Here is a 22061-nt window from a genome sequence, read left to right on the forward strand (position 1 = left end):
GGTGACCCCCGCAGAGCTCGCCCAGTCGCTGCACGCCGTCCTGACCGGCCTCGTCGCACACGGCGCCGTCGCGCTGTCCGCCGAGGACCTGCCGCAGGAGATCGTCGTCGAGCGACCGCGGCAGCGCGAGCACGGTGACTGGGCGACGAACGTCGCCCTGCAGCTGGGCAAGAAGGCCGGCATGACTCCGCGCGACCTCGCCGCGCTCGTGGCCGCGCGCCTGGCCGCCGAGCCGGGCATCGCGAAGGTCGACGTCGCAGGCCCGGGCTTCCTCAACATCACGCTCGAGGCGGCGGCCGCCGGGCGGCTCGCGCAGGCGATCGTCGAGGCCGGCCCGGCCTACGGCACGAACGACGCGCTCGCAGGCGAGCGGATCAACCTGGAGTTCGTCTCGGCGAACCCGACCGGGCCGATCCACATCGGCGGCGCGCGCTGGGCCGCCGTCGGCGACTCGCTCGCCCGGCTCATGCAGGCCTGCGGTGCCGAGGTGACCCGCGAGTACTACTTCAACGACCACGGCGCGCAGATCGACCGGTTCGCGCGCTCGCTGCTCGCCCGCGCCCGCGGCCAGGAGGCGCCCGAGGACGGCTACGGCGGCGCGTACATCGAGGAGATCGCCTCGCGCGTCGTCGCCGACGCCGTCGCGGCCGGCGAGCCCGACCCGACGCACCTGGCCGACGACGCCGCGCAGGAGATCTTCCGGGCGCGCGGCGTGGCGCTGATGTTCGACGAGATCAAGGCGACCTTGCACACGTTCGGCGTCGACTTCGACGTCTACTACCACGAGGCCTCGCTGCACGAGTCGGGCGCGGTGGAGCACGCCATCGCGCGGCTGCGCGAGCTCGGCCACGTCTACGAGTCCGAGGGCGCCACGTGGCTGCGCACCACGGAGTTCGGCGACGACAAGGACCGCGTCATCGTCAAGTCCGACGGCGACGCGGCCTACATCGCCGGCGACCTCGCCTACTACCTGGACAAGCGCGAGCGCGGGTTCGACCGGGCGATCATCATGCTCGGCGCCGACCACCACGGGTACATCGGCCGGATGATGGCGATGTGCGCTGCGTTCGGCGACACCCCGTGGGTCAACCTCGAGATCCTCATCGGGCAGATGGTCAACCTCGTCAAGGGCGGCGAGCCTGTCCGGATGTCCAAGCGCGCGGGCACGGTCGTCACGATCGACGACCTCATCGAGGCCGTCGGTGTGGACGCCGGCCGGTACGGGCTCGCCCGCTCGTCCGCGGACTCGGCGATCGACCTCGACCTCGACCTGCTCGCCTCGCGCAGCAACGACAACCCCGTCTACTACGTCCAGTACGCGCACGCGCGCACGGCGAACATCGCGCGCAACGCCGCCGACCTCGGGGTGCGCCGCGAGGACGGGTTCGACCCGTCGCTGCTCGACCACCCGAGCGAGTCGGCGCTGCTCGGCAAGCTCGCGGAGTTCCCGCGCGTCGTCGCGCAGGGCGCCGAGCTGCGCGAGCCGCACCGCGTCGCCCGGTACCTGGAGGAGCTCGCCGGGGTCTACCACAAGTGGTACGACCAGCAGCGGCGCGTCGTCCCGTTCGGCGAGGAGGAGGTCTCCGACGGCCACCGCACGCGTCTGTGGCTGAACGACGCGACGCGCACCGTCCTCGCCAACGGCCTGGGCCTGCTCGGGGTGAGCGCGCCGGAGCGCATGTGAGCCTCGACCCGCACGTCTGGCCCGCCGGCGCACGGCGGGGCGACGACGGTGCGCTGAGCGTCGCCGGCGTGGACCTGCGGGACCTGGCGGCCGAGCACGGGACGCCCGCCTACGTCCTCGACGAGGCCGACTTCCGGGCCCGCGCCCGGGGCTTCCGCGAGGCGTTCGAGCGCGCGTTCGCCGCCGTCGGCGCGGGCGTCGACGTGTACTACGCCGGCAAGGCGTTCCTCTCGGTCGCCGTCGCGCGCTGGGCGCACGAGGAGGGCCTGCGGATCGACACGGCGACCGGTGGCGAGCTGGCCGTCGCGCTGCGCGCGGGCGTCCCGGGCGCCGACATCGGGCTGCACGGCAACAACAAGTCCGACGCCGAGATCGAGCGCGCGCTCGCCGCCGGCGTCGGGCGGATCGTCGTCGACTCCCTCGGTGAGGTGGACCGGGTGGCCGACGCCGCCGCGCGTGCGGGCGTGCGCGCGCCGGTCATGGTGCGGCTCACGACGGGCGTCCACGCGGGCGGGCACGAGTTCATCGCGACGGCCCACGAGGACCAGAAGTTCGGCCTGTCGCTGGCCGGCGAGGGCGCCAGCCCGGCGATGGTGGCCCTGCTCGCGATCCTGGCCCGCCCGGAGCTCGAGCTCATCGGCGTGCACTCGCACATCGGCTCCCAGATCCTCGACCCCTCCGGGTTCGAGGCGGCCGCACGCCGGGTGCTCCAGCTGCGTGCGGAGCTGGCCGCCGCGACCGGTCACCTGCTGCCGGAGGTCGACCTCGGCGGCGGCTTCGGCATCGCCTACCTGCCGGGGGAGGTCCCGCTCGAGCCGGGTCGCGTCGCCAAGGACCTCGCCGGCGTCGTCGAGGGTGCGTGCGCCGAGCTCGGCACGCCGCTGCCGCGGATCTCGATCGAGCCGGGCCGCGCCATCGTCGGGCCGACCACCCTCACGCTCTACCGCGTGGGCACCGTCAAGCCCGTGACGCTGGAGGACGGCGGCACGCGCACCTACGTGTCGGTCGACGGCGGGATGAGCGACAACCTGCGCCCGGCGCTCTACGGTGCCCGGTACACGGCGGCACTCGCCTCGCGGCGGGGGGGCGCGACGACCGTGGCCGCGCGCGTCGTCGGCAAGCACTGCGAGTCGGGCGACATCGTGGTGCACGACGTCGCCCTGCCCGACGACGTCGCCCCCGGCGACCTCCTCGCGGTCCCGGCCACGGGGGCCTACGGCCGCTCGATGGCCTCCAACTACAACCACGTGCCCCGGCCCCCGGTGATCGCCGTGCGCGACGGCGCCGCCCGCGTCATCGTGCGCCGCGAGACGGAGGACGACCTGCTGGCGCTCGACCTCGGCTGACTCACCGGTCGTCCGACAGGCCCCGCGACTCGAGCCATCTGCGCACGCGCGGGTCGGTGGTGAGCGAGATCGCCTTGGCGAGCGCCGCGGGATCGCCCGACAGCTCGGCACGGGCCGCCCACGCGGGCTGGAAGCGCCCGATCCCCGGGTCGTCGATCGCGTCGAGGGCCGCGAGCCCGGCCCGGGCGCCGTCGACCCGCCCGATCGCGACCGCGAGCGCGGTGCGCGCACCGAGCGTCGGCGTGAGGGCGACGAGCGCCGCGTAGAGACGGCGCAGCGCGGCCCAGTCGGTCGTCCCGGTGCGGGCCCGGTCGCAGTGCACCGACTGGATGGCCGCCTCCAGCTGGAAACGCCCGGGCCGGCCGAAGGCGGCGGCCCGGCGCAGCAGCGACTCGCCCTCGGCCACGAGCGCCCGGTCCCAGGTGGCGACGTCCTGCTCGGACAGCGGGACGTAGTCGTCGCCGGTCCTGGCGGACGCCCGCGCCTGGGCGAGCGTGAGCAGCGCCGCCAGGCCCCAGGCCTCGGGCTCGTCCCCGAGCAGGACGGCCGTCGTGAGGGCCAGGAAGCGGGCCTCGTCCGGGAGCGGCGAACCCCCGAGGAAGTCGATCGCGTACGCGCCGTAGATCGCCTCGAGCACGGGTGGCAGCCGCTCGGGCATGTCCGCCCTCGTCGGGACGGCGAAGGGGACGCCGGCGCCCTTGATCCGGCGCTTCGCGCGGACCAGGCGCTGGGCCATGGTCGCCGTCGGGACGGCGAACGCGCGCGCGATCTCCCGCGCGTCGAACCCGAGGACCACCTGGAGCATCAGGGGCGTGCGCACCGGGGGGTCGACGCGCGGGTGGGCGCACGCGAAGAGCAGCTCGAGCCGCTTGTCGCCGATGGCGTCCACGTCCACCTCGAGCAGGTCGGCGGGGACCGTCGCCGCGTCGGTCAGCGGCGCGGCCGTGCGGTGGGCCGCCGAGCGGAGCGCGTCGCGCACCCGGTTGCGTGCCACCGTGAGCAGCCACCCTTCGGGGTTGTCGGGCACACCGACCTGGGGCCAGCTGCGCAGGGCACGCTCGAACGCGTCGGCGAGGGCGTCCTCCGCCGCCGGGATGTCCCGGGTGGGTGCTGCGAGGATCGCCACGAGGCGTCCGTACGAGGCGCGCGCCGCCAGGGTCGCCGCGGCGCGCGCCTCGTCCGTGGAGCTCACTGGAAGTCGAACGCCGTCCAGGCGCCGTCGGCGAAATGCGTCGCGCTCGGCCGGATCTCGACCGTGCCGTAGTGCACGGGCGGTGCCTGCTGCGCCCAGGCGAGCGCCGCGTCCAGGTCCGGGACGTCGATCACCACCGTGCCGCCGAGCTGTTCCTTCGTGTCGGCGTACGGGCCGTCCTGGACGACCGGCGTCCCGCTCGCGAGCGAGACCGTCGTCGTGTGGGCGACGGGCTGCAGGACCTCGGCCGAGATCAGCACGCCGGAGGCGTCGAGCGCCTTCGTGTAGGCGTCGAACGCGGCCATGCCCTCGGCCAGGGCCTCGGGGCCGAGCTCCTCGGCCGTCATCTCGGGGTAGTGGAGCAGGAGGGTGTAGCGCATGGTCGGTCCTTCCGTCCTCGGTGATCCTGACACCCTCATGACGATCGTCGGAAGGACGGATCGACACGACGCCGGGACGGGTTCCCGGCCTCGGCGGGTCCGCGCGTGGCATCGGCGCGGACAGCCGCTCGCGCGTGATCGGCTCACCCGTATCCTGGGGCCGCCCGGGCCCCTGCCCGGCGTGGACGAGGTCGGGAGCGTGAGGCGCGTGACGGTCCGGGTGGCTCTGATCGGGTGCGGAACGGTGGGCACCGAGGTGGCCCGCCTCCTCCTGACCAACGCCGACGAGCTCACCGCCCGCGTGGGCGACGAGGTCCGGCTCGTCGGGATCGCCGAGCGGTCGACCGAGGCGGAGCGCGACCCCGTCATCCCGCGGGAGCTCCTGACCACCGACTGGCAGGGCCTGGTCGCCCGGTCCGACGTGGTGATCGAGCTCATCGGCGGCGTCGAGCCGGCGCGCACGATGATCCTGGGCGCGATGGCGGCCGGGGCGTCGGTCGTCACGGCCAACAAGGAGCTGCTCGGCAAGGACGGGCCGACCCTCTACGCCGCCGCCGAGGCCGCCGGCGTCGACCTCTACTACGAGGCCGCGGTCGGGGGCGCGATCCCGCTGATCCGCCCGGTCCGCGAGTCGCTCGCCGGCGACCGCATCACGCGCGTGCTGGGCATCGTCAACGGCACCACGAACTACGTCCTGGACCAGATGGCGACGACGGGCGAGGACCTCGCCCTGGCCGTCAAGCAGGCGCAGGCGCACGGCTACGCGGAGGCGGACCCCACGGCCGACGTCGAAGGCTTCGACGCCGCGGCCAAGGCGGCGATCCTCGCCTCGCTCGCGTTCCACACCCGCGTGTCGACCGCGGACGTGCACCGCGAGGGCATCACCGCCGTCACCGCCGAGGACGTCGCGTGGGCGGCCGAGACCGGCCACGTGCTCAAGCTCCTCGCGGTCGCCGAGCGGCTGCCCGGCGACGCCGGAGTCGTCGCCCGCGTGCACCCGGCCCTGGTGCCCCTCGCGCACCCGCTCGCCGGCGTGCGCGGCGCGTTCAACGCGGTGTTCGTCGAGGCCGAGGCCGCCGGGCCGCTGATGTTCTACGGGCAGGGCGCGGGCGGCGTGCCCACCGCCTCGGCCGTGCTCGGCGACGTCATGACGATCGCGCGGCACCGGGTGCAGGGCGGCCGCGGGCCGGCGGAGTCGCGCTACGCGGACCTCCCCGTGCTGCCGATGGCGCAGGCCGTCACGCGGTACCAGGTGCGGCTGCGGGTCGCCGACCGGCCGGGCGTGCTCGCCCAGGTCGCGGGGGCCTTCGCAGCGCACGACGTGTCGATCGAGACCGTGCGGCAGGCCGTGGCCCCCGACGGGTCGACGGGCGAGGCGGCCGATTTGCTGGTGGTGACGCATCGCGCCAAGGAGTCCGCGCTCGCGGCCACCGTCGGCGCGCTCGAGGGCCTCGACGCCGTGTCGGCGGTCCTGTCGGTGCTGCGGGTCGAGGGGGCGTGATGGCCAACCAGTGGCGCGGCGTCATCGCCGAGTACGCGGAGCGTCTGCCGGACCACGTGCGCGAGCGCGTGGTGACCCTGGGGGAGGGCGGCACGCCGCTCGTGGCCGCGCGCGCCCTCTCCGAGCGCACCGGCGCGGACGTCCACCTCAAGGTCGAGGGCATGAACCCGACCGGCTCCTTCAAGGACCGCGGCATGACGACGGCGATCTCGTCGGCAGCGGCCCGCGACGTCCGCGTGGTGATCTGCGCCTCGACGGGCAACACGTCGGCGTCGGCGGCCGCGTACGCCACGGCTGCGGGGATGACCTGCGCGGTGCTCGTCCCGGACGGCAAGATCGCGATGGGCAAGCTGAGCCAGGCGGTCGCGCACGGCGCGCGCCTGCTCCAGGTGGACGGCAACTTCGACGACTGCCTCGTCGCGGCCCGCAAGCTCGCCGAGAGCTACGCCGTCGAGCTGGTGAACTCGGTGAACCCCGACCGCATCGAGGGCCAGAAGACGGCCGCGTTCGAGATCGTCGACTGGCTCGGCGACGCGCCCGACATCCACGTGCTGCCGGTGGGCAACGCCGGGAACATCACGGCGTACTGGAAGGGGTTCACCGAGTACGCGACGGACGGCCCCGCCACCCGGACGCCCATGATGTGGGGCTTCCAGGCCGCCGGCGCCGCGCCGATCGTCCTCGGCCACCCCGTCGACGAGCCGGAGACGATCGCGACCGCCATCCGGATCGGCAACCCGGCGTCCTGGCGACAGGCCGTCGAGGCGCGCGACACGTCGGGCGGCCTCATCGAGTCCGTCACGGACGAGCAGATCCTCGCGGCGCACCGGATCCTGTCCGCCGAGGCCGGGGTCTTCGTCGAGCCGGCGTCCGCGGCCGGCGTCGCCGGCCTGCTCATGCTCGCCGAGCAGGGCCGCGTGCCGGCCGGCGCCCGGATCACCGTGACGGTGACGGGCCACGGCCTCAAGGACCCGCAGTGGGCGCTGCGCACGCCCGACGGCGAGCCCGTCCAGCTGACCCGGGTGACGCCCGACGTGGTGTCGATCGCCGACGCGCTCGGCCTGGGCTGAGGGAGCGGACGATGCGACTGGTCTGCGACCACGTGCGCGTGCGGGTGCCCGCGACGAGCGCGAACCTCGGCCCGGGGTTCGACTGCATGGGTCTCGCGCTGGCCCACTACGACACCATCGAGGTCCGCGCGCTCGGCAGCACCGACGTGCGCGTCTCGGTCACCGGTGAGGGCGCCGGCGAGCTCCCGGACGGCGAGGACCACCTGGTCGTCCGGGCGATCCGGGCCGCGCTCGACGCCGTCGGGGCGTCGCAGGTCGGCCTGGAGCTGACGTGCGACAACCGGATCCCGCACGGGCGCGGTCTCGGCTCGTCGGCCGCCGCCGTCGTGGCGGGCATCCTCGCGGTGCGGATGATGATCAACGAGCCGGAGGCGCTGTACAACACGGCCGCCTTCAAGATCGCCACCCAGTTCGAGGGCCACCCGGACAACGCGGCGCCGGCGATCCTGGGCGGCGCCACGATCTCATGGACCGGCCCGGACGGCCCGCACGCGACGCAGCTGCCCCTGCACCCCGACGTCGTCCCGGTCGCCCTGGTGCCCCAGGTGCGCCTGGCCACGCGGACCGCTCGCGGCGTCCTGCCGGGCACCGTCCCGCACGCCGACGCCGCCTTCACCGCGGGCCGGTCCGCCCTGCTGGTCCAGGCGCTGTGCCACCGTCCCGAGCTGCTGTTCGACGCGACGGCCGAGAAGCTGCACCAGGAGTACCGCGCGCCGGTGATGCCGTCGACGTGGCGCCTGGTCCGCTCGCTGCGCGAGGCCGGTCTCGCGGCCGTCGTCTCGGGGGCGGGCCCGTCGGTGCTCGTCCTCGAGCGCGCGAGCGCGGGGGACGAGTCGGCGGCGATCCGCCGGCAGGTCCTCGCGGAGACGGGGGAGGACTGGGCCGTCGTCGCCCCGGGCATCGCGGCGGACGGGGCCCTCGCCGAGCGCCTCTGAGGCACGCGGGGCCCGCCCGGCGGGTCGGCGCCGGCCGTGCCGGGAGATCACCCGGGAGGGCCCCGCAGCCCTTCCTGGCGGGTGGTACCGTTGGGGCCAATCCCCCGGAAAACCCCAGCGGTCACGGTGCAACCACGCACGCGCCGTCGCCGCGGTGCAGGGGGATCCCGTCACCGTCACGATCGCTCAGCGATCCCGTGGCGGGCGAACGCGCCGGAGCACGTCCGGCGAACTTCCGCGGCCCGTGTCCTCCGGCCGCCGACGAGGGGGAAGGACCTTCGTGACAGACACCATCGACGCAGCGTCGGGCACCGGCGGTGCCGCCGGCCGTGCCGCCGCGCTCAGCGCGCTCCGCCTGCCGGAGCTGCAGGCCCTGGCCAGCGAGCTCGGGCTCAAGGGCACGTCGGGCATGCGCAAGAGCGATCTCGTCGAGGCGATCCGTGAGCGTCGCGGCGGCACCGGAGGCGCCACGCGCGCGGCGGCCCCGCGCACGACGGCGGCGCGCACGTCGGCCGCGCGCACCGCGGCCGCTCCCGCCGCGGCCGCCCCCGCCGCGGCCGCTCCCGCCCAGGAGGCGGCCGAGACGGGCGCCGGGTCCGGGCAGGCGCCACGCCGTGCCGCGGGCCAGGAGCACGACGAGTCCGGCGACGACCGCGCGCGCCGCGCGGCCGAGGCTGCCCGGGCGGTCGCCGTCGAGCGCCAGCAGCGCCGCGCCGCGCGGGCCGCGGGCGCGCCCGGCGAGCAGCGCGAGTCCGGTCAGCGGGACGCGCAGCGCGAGACGCAGCGCGACGCGGGCCAGCGCGAGACGCAGCGCGACGCCGGCCAGCGCGAGACGCAGCGCGACGCCGGCCAGCGAGAGACGCAGCGCGAGAGCCAGCGCGACGCCGGTCAGGGGGAGGCACCCCAGCGCGACGGCCAGCAGGGCCAGCGGGACGGTCGCCAGCAGGGCCAGCAGTCCCAGCAGGCTCAGCAGCGGGACGACGAGGAGGGCGGCGGCCGCCGTCGTGGCCGCCGGTACCGGGACCGAGACCGCAACAAGAACCGCCGCGGCGGCCGGACGGGCTCCGGGGACCTCCTGGGCCTCGACGAGATCGAGGTGACCGAGGACGACGTCCTGGTCCCCGTCGCAGGCATCCTCGACATCAAGGACAACTACGCGTTCGTGCGCACGTCCGGCTACCTGCCCGGCGACAACGACGTCTACGTCTCGATGAACCAGGTCAAGCGCTACGGGCTGCGCAAGGGAGACGCCATCGTGGGCGCGGTCCGGGCGCCCCGGGAGGGCGAGCCGCTGCCGCAGGGCCGCGGGTCCAAGGTGAACGCGCTGGTGCGGCTCGACTCGGTCAACGGGCTGTCCCCGGAGGAGGCGAAGAGCCGGCCGGAGTTCGGCAAGCTCACGCCGCTGTACCCGCAGGAGCGCCTGCGCCTGGAGACCGCGCCGAACGTCATGACGACGCGCGTCATCGACCTGGTCGCACCGATCGGCAAGGGCCAGCGCGGCCTCATCGTGTCGCCGCCCAAGGCCGGCAAGACGCTCGTCCTGCAGGCGATCGCCAACGCCATCACGCAGAACAACCCCGAGGTCCACCTCATGGTCGTGCTCGTCGACGAGCGCCCCGAGGAGGTCACGGACATGCAGCGCACGGTGAAGGGCGAGGTCATCGCCTCGACCTTCGACCGCCCGGCGGAGGACCACACCACCGTCGCGGAGCTGTCCATCGAGCGGGCCAAGCGGCTGGTCGAGCTCGGCCAGGACGTCGTCGTGCTGCTCGACTCGATCACCCGCCTCGGCCGGGCGTACAACATCGCGGCGCCGGCGTCGGGCCGGATCCTGTCCGGTGGCGTCGACTCGAGCGCGCTGTACCCGCCGAAGCGCTTCTTCGGCGCGGCGCGCAACATCGAGAACGGCGGCTCGCTGACGATCCTGGCCACCGCCCTCGTGGAGACGGGCTCCAAGGCGGACGAGGTCATCTTCGAGGAGTTCAAGGGCACCGGGAACATGGAGCTCAAGCTCTCCCGGCAGCTCGCCGACAAGCGGATCTTCCCCGCCGTCGACGTGGACGCCTCCGGTACCCGGCGCGAGGAGATCCTCATCCCGGGCGACGAGCTCAAGATCAGCTGGAAGCTCCGCCGCGTGATGAGCGCGCTGGACACCCAGCAGGCGATCGAGCTGCTCCTGTCCAAGCTCCGCGACACGCAGTCCAACGTGGAGTTCCTGCTGCAGGTGCAGAAGACGACGCCGGCCCCGCCCGGGCACTCCGGCGACTGAACGTCCGCACGGGCGATCGGGACTATTCGGAGCCCGGCCCGTGTTCTGGCAGACTTGACCCTGGCTCGGCGGTTCACGCCCGCACCCGCGCGGCGACCCGTCGACGGCAACGAGGAGAGACCGTGAAGAAGGACATCCACCCGAAGTACGTGGAGACCACCGTCACCTGCACGTGTGGCAACACGTTCACCACCCGCAGCACGCAGACGTCCGGCGAGATCCACGCCGACGTGTGCAGCAACTGCCACCCGTTCTACACGGGCAAGCAGAAGATCCTCGACACCGGTGGCCGGGTGGCGCGGTTCGAGGCGCGGTACGGCAAGAAGGCCGACGCCGCCGCCAAGTAGCGCTTCGCCGACGCCGGCGGGACCTGGTCCCGCCGGCGTCGTCGCGTCTGCGGCCCGGGAAGCCCGGGTCGACCACCGAGGCGGAGGACGGCGGAGATGGCAGGGCCCGAGGACAGGCACGAGGCCTTCGGCACGGCGTTCGACCCGACGGCGATGCTCGCCGAGCACGCCGAGGTCGAGGCAGCCCTGGCGGACCCCGCGGTGCACGGCGACCCGGCCCGCGCCCGCGCGCTCGGCCGCCGCTACGCCGAGCTCGGCCGGGTGGTCGGTGCCTACCGCGCCTGGCGCGCGGCGGCCGACGACGTCGAGGCGGCGCGCGAGCTCGCGGAGGACCCCTCGATCGCGGAGGAGCTCCCCGCGCTCATCGCGGCCGAGCGCGAGAGCGCCGAGGTGCTGCGCGCCATCCTCGTGCCACGTGACCCCGACGACGCCCGCGACGTCCTGCTCGAGATCCGGGCGGGGGAGGGCGGCGAGGAGTCCGCGCTCTTCGCCGGCGACCTCCTGCGCATGTACACGCGCTTCGCCGAGCGCCGCGGCTGGGTCACGCAGGTCCTCGAGCTCACGGACTCCGACCTCGGCGGGGTCAAGGACGCGACCGTCTCGGTGCGCTCGCGCGGCGCCGTCGCACCGGAGGACGGCGTGTGGGCCCACCTGAAGTACGAGGGCGGCGTGCACCGCGTGCAGCGCGTGCCGGTCACCGAGTCGCAGGGTCGGATCCACACGTCCGCGGCCGGCGTCGTCGTGCTCCCGGAGGTCGAGGACGAGGCCGAGGTCGAGATCGACCCGGCGGACCTGCGCATCGACGTCTACCGCTCGTCGGGCCCCGGCGGGCAGTCGGTGAACACGACCGACTCCGCCGTGCGCATCACGCACCTGCCCACCGGCCTGGTCGTCAGCTGCCAGAACGAGAAGTCGCAGCTGCAGAACAAGGAGCAGGCCCTGCGCATCCTGCGGGCCCGGCTGCTCGCGGCGCGTCAGGAGGAGGCCGCGGCCGCGGCGTCCCAGGCCAGGCGCTCGCAGGTGCGCACGGTCGACCGGTCCGAGCGGATCCGGACCTACAACTTCCCGGAGAACCGGATCGCGGACCACCGCACGGGGTTCAAGGCCTACAACCTCGACCAGGTGCTGGATGGCGACCTCGATGCCGTCGTGCGGTCGGCGATCGAGGCCGACGACGCGGCGCGACTGGCGGACGCGGGCCGGTGACCGGGCCGGTGGACGAGGGCAGCCGGGTGGACGGGCGCTCGCCGGTGGACCCGGGACGACGTGACCTGCGGGCGGCGCTGCGCGAGGCCGCGCGGCTGCTGGCCGCCGCGGGCGTCCCCTCCGCCGAGCACGACGCGCGGGCGCTGGCCGCCCACGTGCTCGGGGTCGAGCGGGTCGAGCCCGCCCTCGCGCCGACCCCGCCGGCGTCGTTCTTCCCGGTGTTCGCGGCACTCGTCGAGCGCCGGTGCGCGCGGGAGCCGCTCCAGCACATCGTCGGCTCGGCGCCGTTCCGCTACCTGACGCTCGCCGTGCGCCCCGGCGTCTTCGTCCCGCGCCCGGAGACGGAGACCGTCGCGCAGCTCGCCGTCGACGAGGCCCGGCGGCTGACGGCCGCGGGACGGACCCCCGTCGTCGTCGACCTGTGCTGCGGTACCGGGGCCATCGCGCTGGCCGTGGCGACGGAGGTCCCCGGGGCGGTGGTGACGGCCGTCGACGCGTCGGCGGAGGCGGTCGCGCTCACGCGCGAGAACGCCCGGGCCTGCGGGGCCGCCGTGCCGGTGGTCCACGGCGACGCGACCGACCCCCGGGTGCTCGCGGACCTCGACGGCATCGTGGACGTCGTCGTGTCGAACCCGCCGTACATCCCGCCGGACGCCGTCCCGCTGGACCCGGAGGTGCGCGACCACGACCCCGCGCTCGCCCTCTACGGGGGCGGGCCTGACGGGCTCGAGGTGCCCCGCGGCGTCGTCGCGCGGGCGGCCGCGCTGCTGCGGGCAGGTGGGCTGCTGGTGGTCGAGCACGCCGACGTGCAGGGCGCGGGGATGCGCGACGCCGTCGCACGCCTGGGCGCGTTCGAGCAGGTCAGCACGGTGTCGGACCTGACCGGCCGGGACCGGATGGTGGTGGCGCGGCGGGTGGGTGACCACGGCGCCGACGGGACATGACAGACTCGGGCTCCGTGATGGACTGCACGGACCCGGCCACCTGGGGCCCGGCGATCGACGAGGCGGTGCACGCCCTCGGTCGCGGGGGACTCGTGGTCCTCCCCACCGACACCGTCTACGGCATCGGCGCCGACGCCTTCTCACCGGCCGCCGTGGCGGCGCTGCTGGCCGCGAAGGGCCGGGGCCGCCAGATGCCGCCGCCGGTCCTCGTGCCCGACGTGCGCACCGTCGACGGTCTCTGCGACGACGTCCCCGACGCCGCTCGCCGCCTGATGGAGGCCTTCTGGCCGGGCGCGCTGACCGTCATCTGCCGGGCGCAGCCCTCGCTCGCGTGGGACCTCGGCGAGACGCGCGGCACCGTCGCCGTGCGGATGCCCGACCATCCCGCGGCGCTGGCGCTGCTGCGCCGGACCGGACCGCTCGCGGTCTCGAGCGCGAACCGCACCGGCTCGCCGGCCGCGCTCACGGCGGGCGAGGCGCGTGACCAGCTCGGCGACGCCGTCGCCGTCTACCTCGACGGTGGTGTCGCGCCCGGGGGAGTGGCCTCGACCATCGTCGACGCGACCACGCCGCGGCTGCGCGTGGTCCGCCTGGGCGCGCTCGGCGTCGCGGAGCTCTCCGCCGTGGCCGCCGTCGAGGGCCCGGAGGGCAGCGCCGGGTGAGGATCTACGTGCTGCTGGCCCTCGTCGCGGCCGCCGTCACCTACCTGACGACGCCGCTCGCGCGGTGGCTGGCCCTGCGCACCGGTGCGATCACCGCTGTGCGCGACCGGGACGTGCACGTGACGCCGATCCCGCGGATGGGCGGCGTGGCGATGCTGCTGGGGATGGCCGTGGCGATCGCCTTCGCCTCGCGCATGCCGTTCCTCGCGGGGGAGTTCCGGACGTCGACGGCGTGGGCCATCCTGGCCGGCGCCGCGATGGTGTGCCTCCTGGGTGCCGCGGACGACATCTGGGAGCTGGACTGGGTCACCAAGCTCACGGGTCAGCTGCTCGCCGCCGGCGTCATGGTGTGGCTGGGCCAGGTCCAGCTGTACGCCCTGCCCATCTGGGGCCAGACCATCCCCTCCTCGCGGATGTCGCTGGTCGTGACGGTGCTCATCGTCGTCGTGGCGATGAACGCGGTGAACTTCGTCGACGGCCTCGACGGGCTCGCCGCCGGCCTGATCGCCATCGGCGGCACCGCGTTCTTCATCTACACGTACCTGCTCACCGCCGACACGGGCGCGGAGAGCTACGCCAACCTCGCCACGATGATGGTCGCGGTCCTGGTCGGGGCGTGCATCGGCTTCCTGCCGCACAACTTCCACCCCGCGCGCATCTTCATGGGCGACTCGGGGTCGATGCTCATCGGGCTGACGATCGCGGCCGCGGGCATCCACGTGACCGGGCAGGTCGACGCCGCCGCGGTGACCACGCGCCAGCAGTTCCCGGCCTTCCTTCCGCTGCTGCTGCCGGTCGCCGTCCTGCTGCTGCCGCTGGTGGACATGGGGCTGGCCGTCGTCCGCCGCGTCGGGGCCGGCAAGTCGCCCTTCCACCCGGACCGCCGGCACCTGCACCACCGGCTGCTGCAGCTGGGGCACTCGCACCGGCGTGCGGTGCTGATCATGTACCTGTGGACGGCGCTCTTCGCCTTCGGCGGCGCCGCGCTGGTGCGCTGGACCACGACGCAGGTGCTGTGGGCGGTGGGCGTCGGCATGGTGGTCGCGCTGGGGCTCACCCTCGGGCCGCTGCGCGGACGCCGCGCCCAGGGGCCGCCCGGCGGCGCGGGTGGTGCGGGCGGCCGCCCTGGGAACGACGGCGGGCCCGACGGCGGGGACGACGGTGGACACGACGACGACGGCCCGGTGCGCGGCCGGCTGGAGGTAGGGGTCGGATGAGCGACGCGACGACACCGGGACCGGTGCCCGGGGCCGAGGTCCAGGCCGAGCTGGGACGCGTGTTCCGCCGGGCGGTGCGCGGCGTGGTCGTGCTGGCGGTGGTCCTGATCGTCGTCGGTGGCGCCGTCGGCTGGTTCGTCGCCGGTCTGCCCGGCCTCTGGGGCGGCCTGCTGGGCGGCGTCGTCGGCGGGCTGGTGGCGGCTGCCACACCGGTGACGATGCTCGCGACGTCGCGAGCATCGCTGACCGCTGCCCTCGGCGGCGCGGTCGGTTCGTGGCTCCTCGCGGCGCTCGTGCTCATCGGCGCCGTGCTCGGCCTGCGGGCCACGGGAGGCGTGCACATGCCCGTGTTCGGCGGCACGGTGGTGGTGGGTCTGCTGGCCGCCGTGGTGATCCAGATGCGGGCCGCCCTGACCGGCCGGGTACCCCACGTGGACCCCAGCATGCGCCCGCCGGCCACCCCGCCCGAGGCCTAGGACGAAGGTCCTGGAACGGTCCTGTGGCCATGAGGGCGCAGGGCGGGCGGCCGCACAGGAACAGGCCCGCGATGGGCTAGGATTCCCACGATCCAGCAACGACTGGTACGGCGGCGTGCCCGGGCACCGACCGCCCCAACCACGAGCCTCGGGAGTGCACCCTGTCCACCGCTGCGACGATCGCGCTGCTCGCCGCCTCCGGTGACGAGGGCGGGCCTCACATCCCCTCCATCGCCGAGTTCTTCCCGCCGGCGATCGGCTTCGAGGGCACGCCGTTCGAGTTCAACCGCATCACGCTCGTGCGGATCCTGTCCGCCGTCGTCATCTCGCTCGTCTTCTGGGCCGCTGCGCGCCGCGCCGCGCTCGTGCCCGGGCGGGGGCAGAACCTGGCCGAGATGGCCCTCGACTTCGTCCGCGTGAACATCGCGGAGGAGGTGCTCGGCGAGCGGCGGGCCCGCCCGTACGTGCCGCTGCTGACGACGATGTTCTTCGCGATCCTGGCGATGAACATCACGGGCATCGTGCCCCTGCTCAACATCGCCTCGACCAGCACCGTCACGGTGCCGCTGCTCCTGGCCGTCGTGGCGTGGATCGCGTTCGTCGTCGCGGGTATCCGCGCGCACGGGGTCTTCGGCTACGTGAAGACGAGCCTGTTCCCCGCCGGGGTGCCCTGGCCGGTGTACATCATCCTGGCCCCGATCGAGCTGGTCTCGACCTTCATCCTGCGGCCGGCGACGCTGACCATCCGTCTCATGGCGAACATGCTCGCCGGGCACCTGCTGCTGGTCCTCTTCTTCTCGATGACCAGCTGGCTCTTCCTCGAGGCGAGCGGCGCCCTGAAGGTCGTCGGCACGCTGACGTTCGCGGCCGGCTTCGCCTTCACCGTGTTCGAGATCTTCGTGGCGGTCCTGCAGGCGTACATCTTCACCCTGCTCACCGCCGTCTACATCAGCCTCTCGGTGGAGGCGCACTGAGTCTTCCGCGCCCCCACGGGCTCGGGTCGCACGACCGCACAGCACCGCTCCCGGACGCCCGTCCGGGACGACGACGAAAGGAAAGGCCTGACGTGGACACCATCGTCGGCAACATCGCCACCATCGGGTACGGCCTCGCCACGCTCGGCCCCGGCATCGGCATCGGCATGCTCGTCGGCAAGACGCAGGAGGCCACCGCCCGCCAGCCCGAGGTCGCGGGCGCGCTCCGCATCAACATGTTCATCGGCATGGCCCTGGTCGAGGCCCTCGGCCTCATCGGCCTGGTTGCCGGCCTGATGTTCTGATGCTGTCCACCATCGTCCTGGCGGCGGAGGAGAGCGAGGTCCCCGAGGGGATCGGGCTCTTCATCCCCCCGATCTCCGAGGTCATCTTCTCAGCGCTCGCCCTGGGGATCCTGGCCTGGATCTTCATGCGCAAGGTGCTGCCGACCTTCACGCGCATCCTCGACGAGCGCACCGCGCGCATCGAGGGAGGCCTGGCCAAGGCCGAGTCCGCGCAGGAGGAGGCCGCCGAGGCGCTGGCGCAGTACCACCAGCAGCTGGCGAGCGCGCGCGCCGAGGCGGCGCGCATCCGCGAGGACGCGCGCGCCGAGGGGGCGCAGATCGTCGCGGAGCTGCGGGCCAAGGCGACGGCGGACGCCGAGCGGCTGGTCGGCAACGCCCAGCGGCAGATCGAGGCGGAGCGCGCGCAGGCCGCGACGGCACTGCGCGCCGAGGTCGGCGCGCTGGCCACCGAGCTCGCGTCGCGCATCGTCGGCGAGGCTCTTGCGGACGAGGCGCGCCAGTCCCGTGTCATCGACCGCTTCCTCGACGAGATCGAGGCCTCGGTCGCGGCCGGCGAGGCGCCGGCCGCAGGGGGTGGGGGCCGCTGATGCGTGGGGTCAGCCAGGCGTCGTACGAGGCGGTGCAGGAGGGCTTCGAGCCCGTCCTCACGGCCGCGGGACCGCAGGCCGCAGAGCTCGGCGACCAGCTGTTCGTCGTCGTGGACGCGCTCGACCGCTCCGGCGGCCTGCGGCGCGCGCTCAGCGATCCGTCGCGGGACGGCGACGACAAGGCCGGCCTCGTCCAGGAGCTGCTCGATGGCAAGGCGGACCCGAGCGTGGTCGAGCTCGTGGCGGCAGCGGCGCGGCGTCGCTGGTCCGTCCCCGAGGACCTCGTCGAGGCGCTCGAGCGGGTCGCCGCGGAGACGGTGCTGTCCGCGGCCCAGTCCGCGGGCGCGCTCGAGCGGGTCGAGGAGGAGCTGTTCCGCTTCGGCCGGGTGCTGGCGCGCGAGCGCCGCGTCCGCGACGCCCTCACCGACCGGATGGCGACGCCCGACGCGCGGGCCCAGGTCGTCGAGCGGCTGGTGGGCACGCAGGTGCACCCGGTGACGCTGCAGCTGCTCGTGCGCGCGGCGCGCACGCCCCGCGGCCGCACGATGATGACGACGCTGACCCAGCTGGGTCGGCTCGCGGCGCACCGGCGCGAGCGGCTGCTCGCCACGGTGACCGCCGCCGTCATGCCCTCGCCGGCGCAGCTCGAGCGGCTCGGCGCGGTGCTGTCCGCGGCGTACGGGCGCCCCGTGCAGGTCAACGTGGCCGTCGACCCCGAGGTCGTCGGCGGGCTCCGCGTGGCGGTGGGAGACGAGATCGTGGACGCGACCGTGCTGTCGCGGCTGGACGAGGTACGACGCAGGCTGGCCGGCTGAGGCCAGGACGAACCGGGGTGCGAGCACCGGCCCCGCCCCGGAGCACAGGACGTGACGACGCCGATGGCGCCGTTTCTGACAGGAGAGAGCAGGATGGCTGAGCTGACGATCAAGCCCGAGGAGATCCGGGCTGCGCTGGACAGCTTCGTGGAGTCGTACACGCCCTCGGGCGCGGTCCGCGAGGAGGTCGGCCGGGTCACCCTCGCCGCCGACGGCATCGCGCAGGTCGAGGGCCTGCCCGGCGCCATGGCGAACGAGCTCCTGGAGTTCGAGGACGGCACCCTGGGCCTCGCGCTCAACCTCGACGTGCGGGAGATCGGCGTCGTGGTGCTCGGCGAGTTCGCCGGCATCGAGGAGGGGCAGGTCGTCCGGCGCACCGGCGAGGTGCTCTCCGTCGCCGTGGGTGACGGCTACCTGGGCCGCGTGGTCGACCCACTCGGCAACCCGATCGACGGCCTCGGCGAGGTCGCCACGGAGGCCCGCCGCGCGCTCGAGCTGCAGGCGCCGGGCGTGATGGCCCGCCAGAGCGTCGGCGAGCCGCTGCAGACGGGCATCAAGGCGATCGACTCGATGATCCCGATCGGGCGCGGCCAGCGGCAGCTCATCATCGGCGACCGCCAGACCGGCAAGACCGCCATCGCGATCGACACGATCATCAACCAGAAGGCGAACTGGGAGTCGGGCGACCCGAAGAAGCAGGTCCGCTGCATCTACGTCGCCATCGGCCAGAAGGGCTCGACGATCGCGGCGGTGCGCGCGGCGCTCGAGGAGGCCGGCGCTCTCGAGTACACGACGATCGTGGCCTCGCCGGCGTCCGACCCGGCCGGCTACAAGTACCTCGCCCCGTACACCGGTTCCGCCATCGGGCAGCACTGGATGTACGACGGCAAGCACGTCCTCATCGTCTTCGACGACCTGTCCAAGCAGGCCGAGGCCTACCGCGCCGTCTCCCTCCTCCTGCGCCGCCCGCCGGGGCGCGAGGCCTACCCGGGCGACGTCTTCTACCTGCACAGCCGCCTGCTCGAGCGCTGCGCCAAGCTCAGCGACGCCCTCGGTGGCGGCTCGATGACCGGCCTGCCGATGATCGAGACCAAGGCGAACGACGTGTCGGCGTACATCCCGACCAACGTCATCTCGATCACCGACGGCCAGATCTTCCTCCAGTCCGACCTGTTCAACGCGGACCAGCGGCCCGCCGTCGACGTCGGCATCTCGGTCTCCCGCGTCGGCGGCGCCGCCCAGGTGAAGTCGATGCGCAAGGTCTCCGGCACGCTGAAGCTCGAGCTCGCCCAGTACCGCTCCCTCGAGGCGTTCGCGATGTTCGCGTCCGACCTCGACGCGGCCTCGCGGCAGCAGCTCGTGCGTGGTGCTCGCCTCATGGAGCTGCTCAAGCAGCCGCAGTACTCGCCGTACCCGGTCGAGGACCAGGTGGCGTCGATCTGGGCCGGGACGCACGGCAAGCTCGACAAGGTCGCGCTCGGCGACGTCCGGCGCTTCGAGCAGGAGATGCTCGAGCACCTGCGCCGCAAGACGGACGTGCTCTCCACGATCGCCTCGACGGGCCAGCTCGGCGAGGAGACGGAGGCGGCGCTCGAGGCAGCGGTCGACGAGTTCACGACGGCGTTCCTCGCGGGCACCGACGTGTCGCCCGAGCCCGAGCCGATCGACGCCACAGAGGCGCCTGCGGAGCAGCAGCAGGAGCAGATCGTCAAGCGGAGCCGGGGCTGACCCGTGGCCGGCAAGCAGCGGTACTACCGACAGCGCATCAAGTCGACCCAGGCGCTGAAGAAGATCTTCCGGGCCATGGAGCTCATGGCCGCGTCGCGGATCGCGCGCGCCCGGGAGAGCGTCGAGGCGGCCGGGCCGTACTCGCGCGCGATCACGCGGGCGGTGTCGGCCGTCGCGGGGCACGCGGACATCGACCACCCGCTGACGCGGGAGCGGCCCGAGACGAACCGGACGGCCGTCCTGCTCGTGACGGCCGACCGCGGCATGGCCGGTGCGTACTCGGCGTCCGTGCTGCGTGAGGGCGAGCGGCTGATCAAGGAGCTCACGGAGCAGGGCCAGGAGGTCCAGCTCTACGTGACGGGCCGACGCGCGGTGTCGTACTACACGTTCCGGCGGCGGGAGCTGGCCGGCTCGTGGACGGGCTTCTCCGACGCGCCGACCGCCGAGGTCGCCGCCGAGATCGCCTCGACGCTGCTCGAGGCGTTCCTCACCGACCCGTCGGAGGGTGGCGTCGGCCAGCTGCACGTGGTCTACACGCACTTCGTCAACATGGTCACCCAGACCCCGCGCGTGATCCGGATGCTGCCGCTCGAGGTCGTGGACGCACCCACGGGCGAGGACGTGCACAACGAGCCCGTGCCGCTGTACGAGTTCGAGCCGTCCGCCGAGGTCGTGCTCGACGCACTGCTGCCGCAGTACGTTCGCAGCAGGATCCACTCCTTCCTGCTGCAGTCGGCCGCCTCCGAGCTCGCCGCCCGCCAGCAGGCCATGCACACGGCGACGCAGAACGCCGAGGACCTCATCAGGAACTTCACGCGGCTGGCGAACCAGGCCCGCCAGGCGGAGATCACGCAGGAGATCAGCGAGATCGTCTCCGGCGCCGACGCGCTGGCCTCCTGACCACCGGCCTCACGAACGACCCGGACCGAAACAGAGCGAGGACACATGACTGCCACCACCAGCGAGACCGCCTCCCGGCACACGGGTCCCGCGACCGGTCGCGTCGCCCGGGTGATCGGCCCCGTGGTCGACGTCGAGTTCCCCGCGGACGCGCTGCCCGAGATCTACAACGCGCTCCACGTGGACATCGACCTCTCCGCCCAGGGCGAGGGCGAGTCGACCTTCACGATGACCCTCGAGGTCGCCCAGCACCTGGGTGACTCGATGGTGCGCGCCATCGCGCTGAAGCCGACGGACGGCCTGGTCCGCGGCGCCGTCGTGCGCGACACGGGGGCCGCCATCAGCGTCCCCGTCGGCGACGTGACCAAGGGCCACGTCTTCAACGTCACCGGCGAGGTGCTCAACCTCAAGGGCGATGAGAAGCTCGAGGTCACCGAACGCTGGCCGATCCACCGCAAGCCCCCGGCCTTCGACCAGCTCGAGTCGAAGACGCAGATGTTCGAGACCGGCATCAAGGTCATCGACCTCCTGACCCCGTACGTGCAGGGCGGCAAGATCGGTCTGTTCGGTGGTGCCGGCGTCGGCAAGACGGTCCTGATCCAGGAGATGATCTACCGCGTCGCCACCAACCACAACGGCGTCTCCGTGTTCGCCGGCGTGGGGGAGCGGACGCGTGAGGGCAACGACCTCATCGCGGAGATGGAGGAGTCGGGCGTCATCAAGCAGACGGCGCTCGTCTTCGGCCAGATGGACGAGCCGCCGGGGACGCGTCTGCGCGTCGCCCTGTCCGCGCTGACGATGGCGGAGTACTTCCGCGACGTGCAGAAGCAGGACGTGCTCCTCTTCATCGACAACATCTTCCGGTTCACGCAGGCGGGCTCGGAGGTCTCGACGCTGCTCGGCCGCATGCCCTCCGCCGTCGGCTACCAGCCGAACCTCGCCGACGAGATGGGCCAGCTGCAGGAGCGCATCACCTCCACGCGTGGCCACTCGATCACGTCGCTGCAGGCGATCTACGTGCCGGCCGACGACTACACCGACCCGGCACCGGCGACGACGTTCGCGCACCTCGACGCGACCACCGAGCTCACCCGTGACCTGGCCGCGCGTGGTCTGTACCCCGCGGTGGACCCGCTGGCCTCGACCTCGCGGATCCTCGACCCGCGCTACGTCGGCCGCGACCACTACGAGACCGCGACCCGCGTGAAGTCGATCCTCCAGCGCAACAAGGAGCTGCAGGACATCATCGCGATCATGGGCGTCGACGAGCTGTCCGAGGAGGACAAGATCGTCGTCAACCGCGCGCGGCGCATCCAGCAGTTCCTGTCCCAGAACACCTACATGGCGACGGCGTTCACCGGCGTCGAGGGCTCGACGGTGCCGCTGTCGGAGACCATCGAGGCGTTCTCGAAGATCTGCGACGGCGAGTTCGACCACGTGCCGGAGCAGGCGTTCTTCAACATCGGTGGCCTCGAGGACCTGGAGCGGGCGCACGCGCGCATCCAGAAGGAGCTGGGCTGACC

At 73.7% G+C, this 22061-nt stretch carries 21 protein-coding genes; 19 read left to right on the top strand and 2 right to left on the bottom strand.

All coding sequences use genetic code 11. The features are described from left to right. The first annotated feature begins 1 nt into the window (after position 1). Together argS and lysA are read left to right on the top strand one after the other, a co-directional pair. Positions 2 to 1684: an arginine--tRNA ligase gene (gene argS / locus AFE02nite_RS00460; RefSeq protein WP_034243709.1), complete on the top strand. Its 1683-nt coding sequence runs from the start codon at positions 2 to 4 to the stop codon at positions 1682 to 1684. Continuing rightward, the gene (gene lysA / locus AFE02nite_RS00465; RefSeq protein ID WP_034243707.1) at positions 1681 to 3030 is read left to right on the top strand and encodes a diaminopimelate decarboxylase; all 1350 of its coding nucleotides are present in this window, start codon (positions 1681 to 1683) and stop codon (positions 3028 to 3030) included. The genes argS and lysA overlap by 4 nt, the downstream gene beginning before the upstream one ends. A 1-nt stretch (position 3031) precedes the next feature. Here lysA and AFE02nite_RS00470 read toward each other — a convergent pair whose 3' ends face one another. Together AFE02nite_RS00470 and AFE02nite_RS17555 are read right to left on the bottom strand one after the other, a co-directional pair. After that, complete coding sequence (locus AFE02nite_RS00470) at positions 3032 to 4222, bottom strand: RNA polymerase sigma factor (RefSeq protein WP_034243705.1); 1191 nt, start codon at positions 4220 to 4222, stop codon at positions 3032 to 3034. Beyond that, complete coding sequence (locus AFE02nite_RS17555) at positions 4219 to 4602, bottom strand: YciI family protein (protein ID WP_034243704.1); 384 nt, start codon at positions 4600 to 4602, stop codon at positions 4219 to 4221. Before AFE02nite_RS17555 ends, AFE02nite_RS00470 begins: the two co-directional genes overlap by 4 nt. Before the next feature lie 199 nt (positions 4603 to 4801). On the opposite strand from AFE02nite_RS17555, the gene AFE02nite_RS00480 reads away from it, so the two are divergent. The 17 genes from AFE02nite_RS00480 (at position 4802) to atpD (ending at position 22059) form a co-directional block, all read left to right on the top strand. Next, on the top strand, positions 4802 to 6103 hold the full coding sequence (locus AFE02nite_RS00480) for a homoserine dehydrogenase (protein ID WP_052113422.1): 1302 nt from the start codon (positions 4802 to 4804) through the stop codon (positions 6101 to 6103). Next, complete coding sequence (gene thrC, locus AFE02nite_RS00485) at positions 6103 to 7173, top strand: threonine synthase (RefSeq protein ID WP_034243737.1); 1071 nt, start codon at positions 6103 to 6105, stop codon at positions 7171 to 7173. Before AFE02nite_RS00480 ends, thrC begins: the two co-directional genes overlap by 1 nt. 11 nt (positions 7174 to 7184) lie before the next feature. Next, positions 7185 to 8108: a homoserine kinase gene (thrB, locus tag AFE02nite_RS00490; protein WP_034243700.1), complete on the top strand. Its 924-nt coding sequence runs from the start codon at positions 7185 to 7187 to the stop codon at positions 8106 to 8108. A gap of 280 nt (positions 8109 to 8388) precedes the next feature. After that, the gene (gene rho / locus AFE02nite_RS00495) at positions 8389 to 10377 is read left to right on the top strand and encodes a transcription termination factor Rho (RefSeq protein ID WP_146818918.1); all 1989 of its coding nucleotides are present in this window, start codon (positions 8389 to 8391) and stop codon (positions 10375 to 10377) included. A gap of 122 nt (positions 10378 to 10499) precedes the next feature. Next, positions 10500 to 10724 carry a 50S ribosomal protein L31 gene (rpmE, locus tag AFE02nite_RS00500; protein ID WP_034249190.1) on the top strand — a complete coding sequence of 75 codons (225 nt, stop codon included), beginning with the start codon at positions 10500 to 10502 and terminating at the stop codon, positions 10722 to 10724. Between the two features lie 96 nt (positions 10725 to 10820). Then, positions 10821 to 11930, top strand: a complete 1110-nt coding sequence (gene prfA, locus AFE02nite_RS00505) for a peptide chain release factor 1 (protein WP_052114084.1) — start codon at positions 10821 to 10823, stop codon at positions 11928 to 11930. Positions 11931 to 12007: 77 nt separating this feature from the next. Next, a complete protein-coding gene (prmC, locus tag AFE02nite_RS00510; RefSeq protein WP_407643077.1) occupies positions 12008 to 12874 on the top strand; it encodes a peptide chain release factor N(5)-glutamine methyltransferase in 867 nt (288 codons plus the stop codon). Further along, positions 12871 to 13536, top strand: a complete 666-nt coding sequence (locus tag AFE02nite_RS00515) for an L-threonylcarbamoyladenylate synthase (RefSeq protein WP_034245293.1) — start codon at positions 12871 to 12873, stop codon at positions 13534 to 13536. Before prmC ends, AFE02nite_RS00515 begins: the two co-directional genes overlap by 4 nt. Further along, entirely contained in the window at positions 13533 to 14753 is a 1221-nt protein-coding gene (locus tag AFE02nite_RS00520) for an MraY family glycosyltransferase (RefSeq protein ID WP_146818919.1), read from the top strand. Before AFE02nite_RS00515 ends, AFE02nite_RS00520 begins: the two co-directional genes overlap by 4 nt. After that, positions 14750 to 15229, top strand: a complete 480-nt coding sequence (locus AFE02nite_RS00525) for a hypothetical protein (protein ID WP_034245295.1) — start codon at positions 14750 to 14752, stop codon at positions 15227 to 15229. Before AFE02nite_RS00520 ends, AFE02nite_RS00525 begins: the two co-directional genes overlap by 4 nt. 230 nt (positions 15230 to 15459) lie before the next feature. Continuing rightward, a complete protein-coding gene (atpB, locus tag AFE02nite_RS00530; RefSeq protein ID WP_307726036.1) occupies positions 15460 to 16203 on the top strand; it encodes a F0F1 ATP synthase subunit A in 744 nt (247 codons plus the stop codon). Positions 16204 to 16295: 92 nt separating this feature from the next. Further along, on the top strand, positions 16296 to 16508 hold the full coding sequence (atpE, locus tag AFE02nite_RS00535) for an ATP synthase F0 subunit C (protein ID WP_307726028.1): 213 nt from the start codon (positions 16296 to 16298) through the stop codon (positions 16506 to 16508). Beyond that, a complete protein-coding gene (locus AFE02nite_RS00540) occupies positions 16508 to 17095 on the top strand; it encodes a F0F1 ATP synthase subunit B (RefSeq protein WP_034245299.1) in 588 nt (195 codons plus the stop codon). The genes atpE and AFE02nite_RS00540 overlap by 1 nt, the downstream gene beginning before the upstream one ends. Beyond that, entirely contained in the window at positions 17095 to 17910 is an 816-nt protein-coding gene (locus AFE02nite_RS00545; RefSeq protein WP_034245301.1) for a F0F1 ATP synthase subunit delta, read from the top strand. Before AFE02nite_RS00540 ends, AFE02nite_RS00545 begins: the two co-directional genes overlap by 1 nt. A gap of 93 nt (positions 17911 to 18003) precedes the next feature. Beyond that, positions 18004 to 19638: a F0F1 ATP synthase subunit alpha gene (atpA, locus tag AFE02nite_RS00550; RefSeq protein ID WP_034245303.1), complete on the top strand. Its 1635-nt coding sequence runs from the start codon at positions 18004 to 18006 to the stop codon at positions 19636 to 19638. A 3-nt stretch (positions 19639 to 19641) separates the two neighbouring features. Beyond that, a complete protein-coding gene (locus AFE02nite_RS00555; protein WP_034245305.1) occupies positions 19642 to 20538 on the top strand; it encodes a F0F1 ATP synthase subunit gamma in 897 nt (298 codons plus the stop codon). 45 nt (positions 20539 to 20583) lie between these two features. Then, a complete protein-coding gene (atpD, locus tag AFE02nite_RS00560) occupies positions 20584 to 22059 on the top strand; it encodes a F0F1 ATP synthase subunit beta (protein ID WP_034245307.1) in 1476 nt (491 codons plus the stop codon). Positions 22060 to 22061: the final 2 nt, after the last annotated feature.

Origin of the sequence: Actinotalea fermentans, from assembly GCF_007991475.1 — a bacterium.
GTDB classification, from domain to species: domain Bacteria; phylum Actinomycetota; class Actinomycetes; order Actinomycetales; family Cellulomonadaceae; genus Actinotalea; species Actinotalea fermentans.

Coding starts and splice junctions, on each gene's coding strand:
- atpD (WP_034245307.1), top strand. CDS start 20,584: ATGACTGCCACCACCAGCGAGACCGCCTCCCGGCACACGGGTCCCGCG.
- AFE02nite_RS17555 (WP_034243704.1), bottom strand. CDS start 4,602: ATGCGCTACACCCTCCTGCTCCACTACCCCGAGATGACGGCCGAGGAG.
- thrB (WP_034243700.1), top strand. CDS start 7,185: ATGCGACTGGTCTGCGACCACGTGCGCGTGCGGGTGCCCGCGACGAGC.
- AFE02nite_RS00525 (WP_034245295.1), top strand. CDS start 14,750: ATGAGCGACGCGACGACACCGGGACCGGTGCCCGGGGCCGAGGTCCAG.
- thrC (WP_034243737.1), top strand. CDS start 6,103: ATGGCCAACCAGTGGCGCGGCGTCATCGCCGAGTACGCGGAGCGTCTG.
- atpA (WP_034245303.1), top strand. CDS start 18,004: ATGGCTGAGCTGACGATCAAGCCCGAGGAGATCCGGGCTGCGCTGGAC.
- AFE02nite_RS00515 (WP_034245293.1), top strand. CDS start 12,871: ATGACAGACTCGGGCTCCGTGATGGACTGCACGGACCCGGCCACCTGG.
- AFE02nite_RS00545 (WP_034245301.1), top strand. CDS start 17,095: ATGCGTGGGGTCAGCCAGGCGTCGTACGAGGCGGTGCAGGAGGGCTTC.
- prfA (WP_052114084.1), top strand. CDS start 10,821: ATGGCAGGGCCCGAGGACAGGCACGAGGCCTTCGGCACGGCGTTCGAC.
- AFE02nite_RS00540 (WP_034245299.1), top strand. CDS start 16,508: ATGCTGTCCACCATCGTCCTGGCGGCGGAGGAGAGCGAGGTCCCCGAG.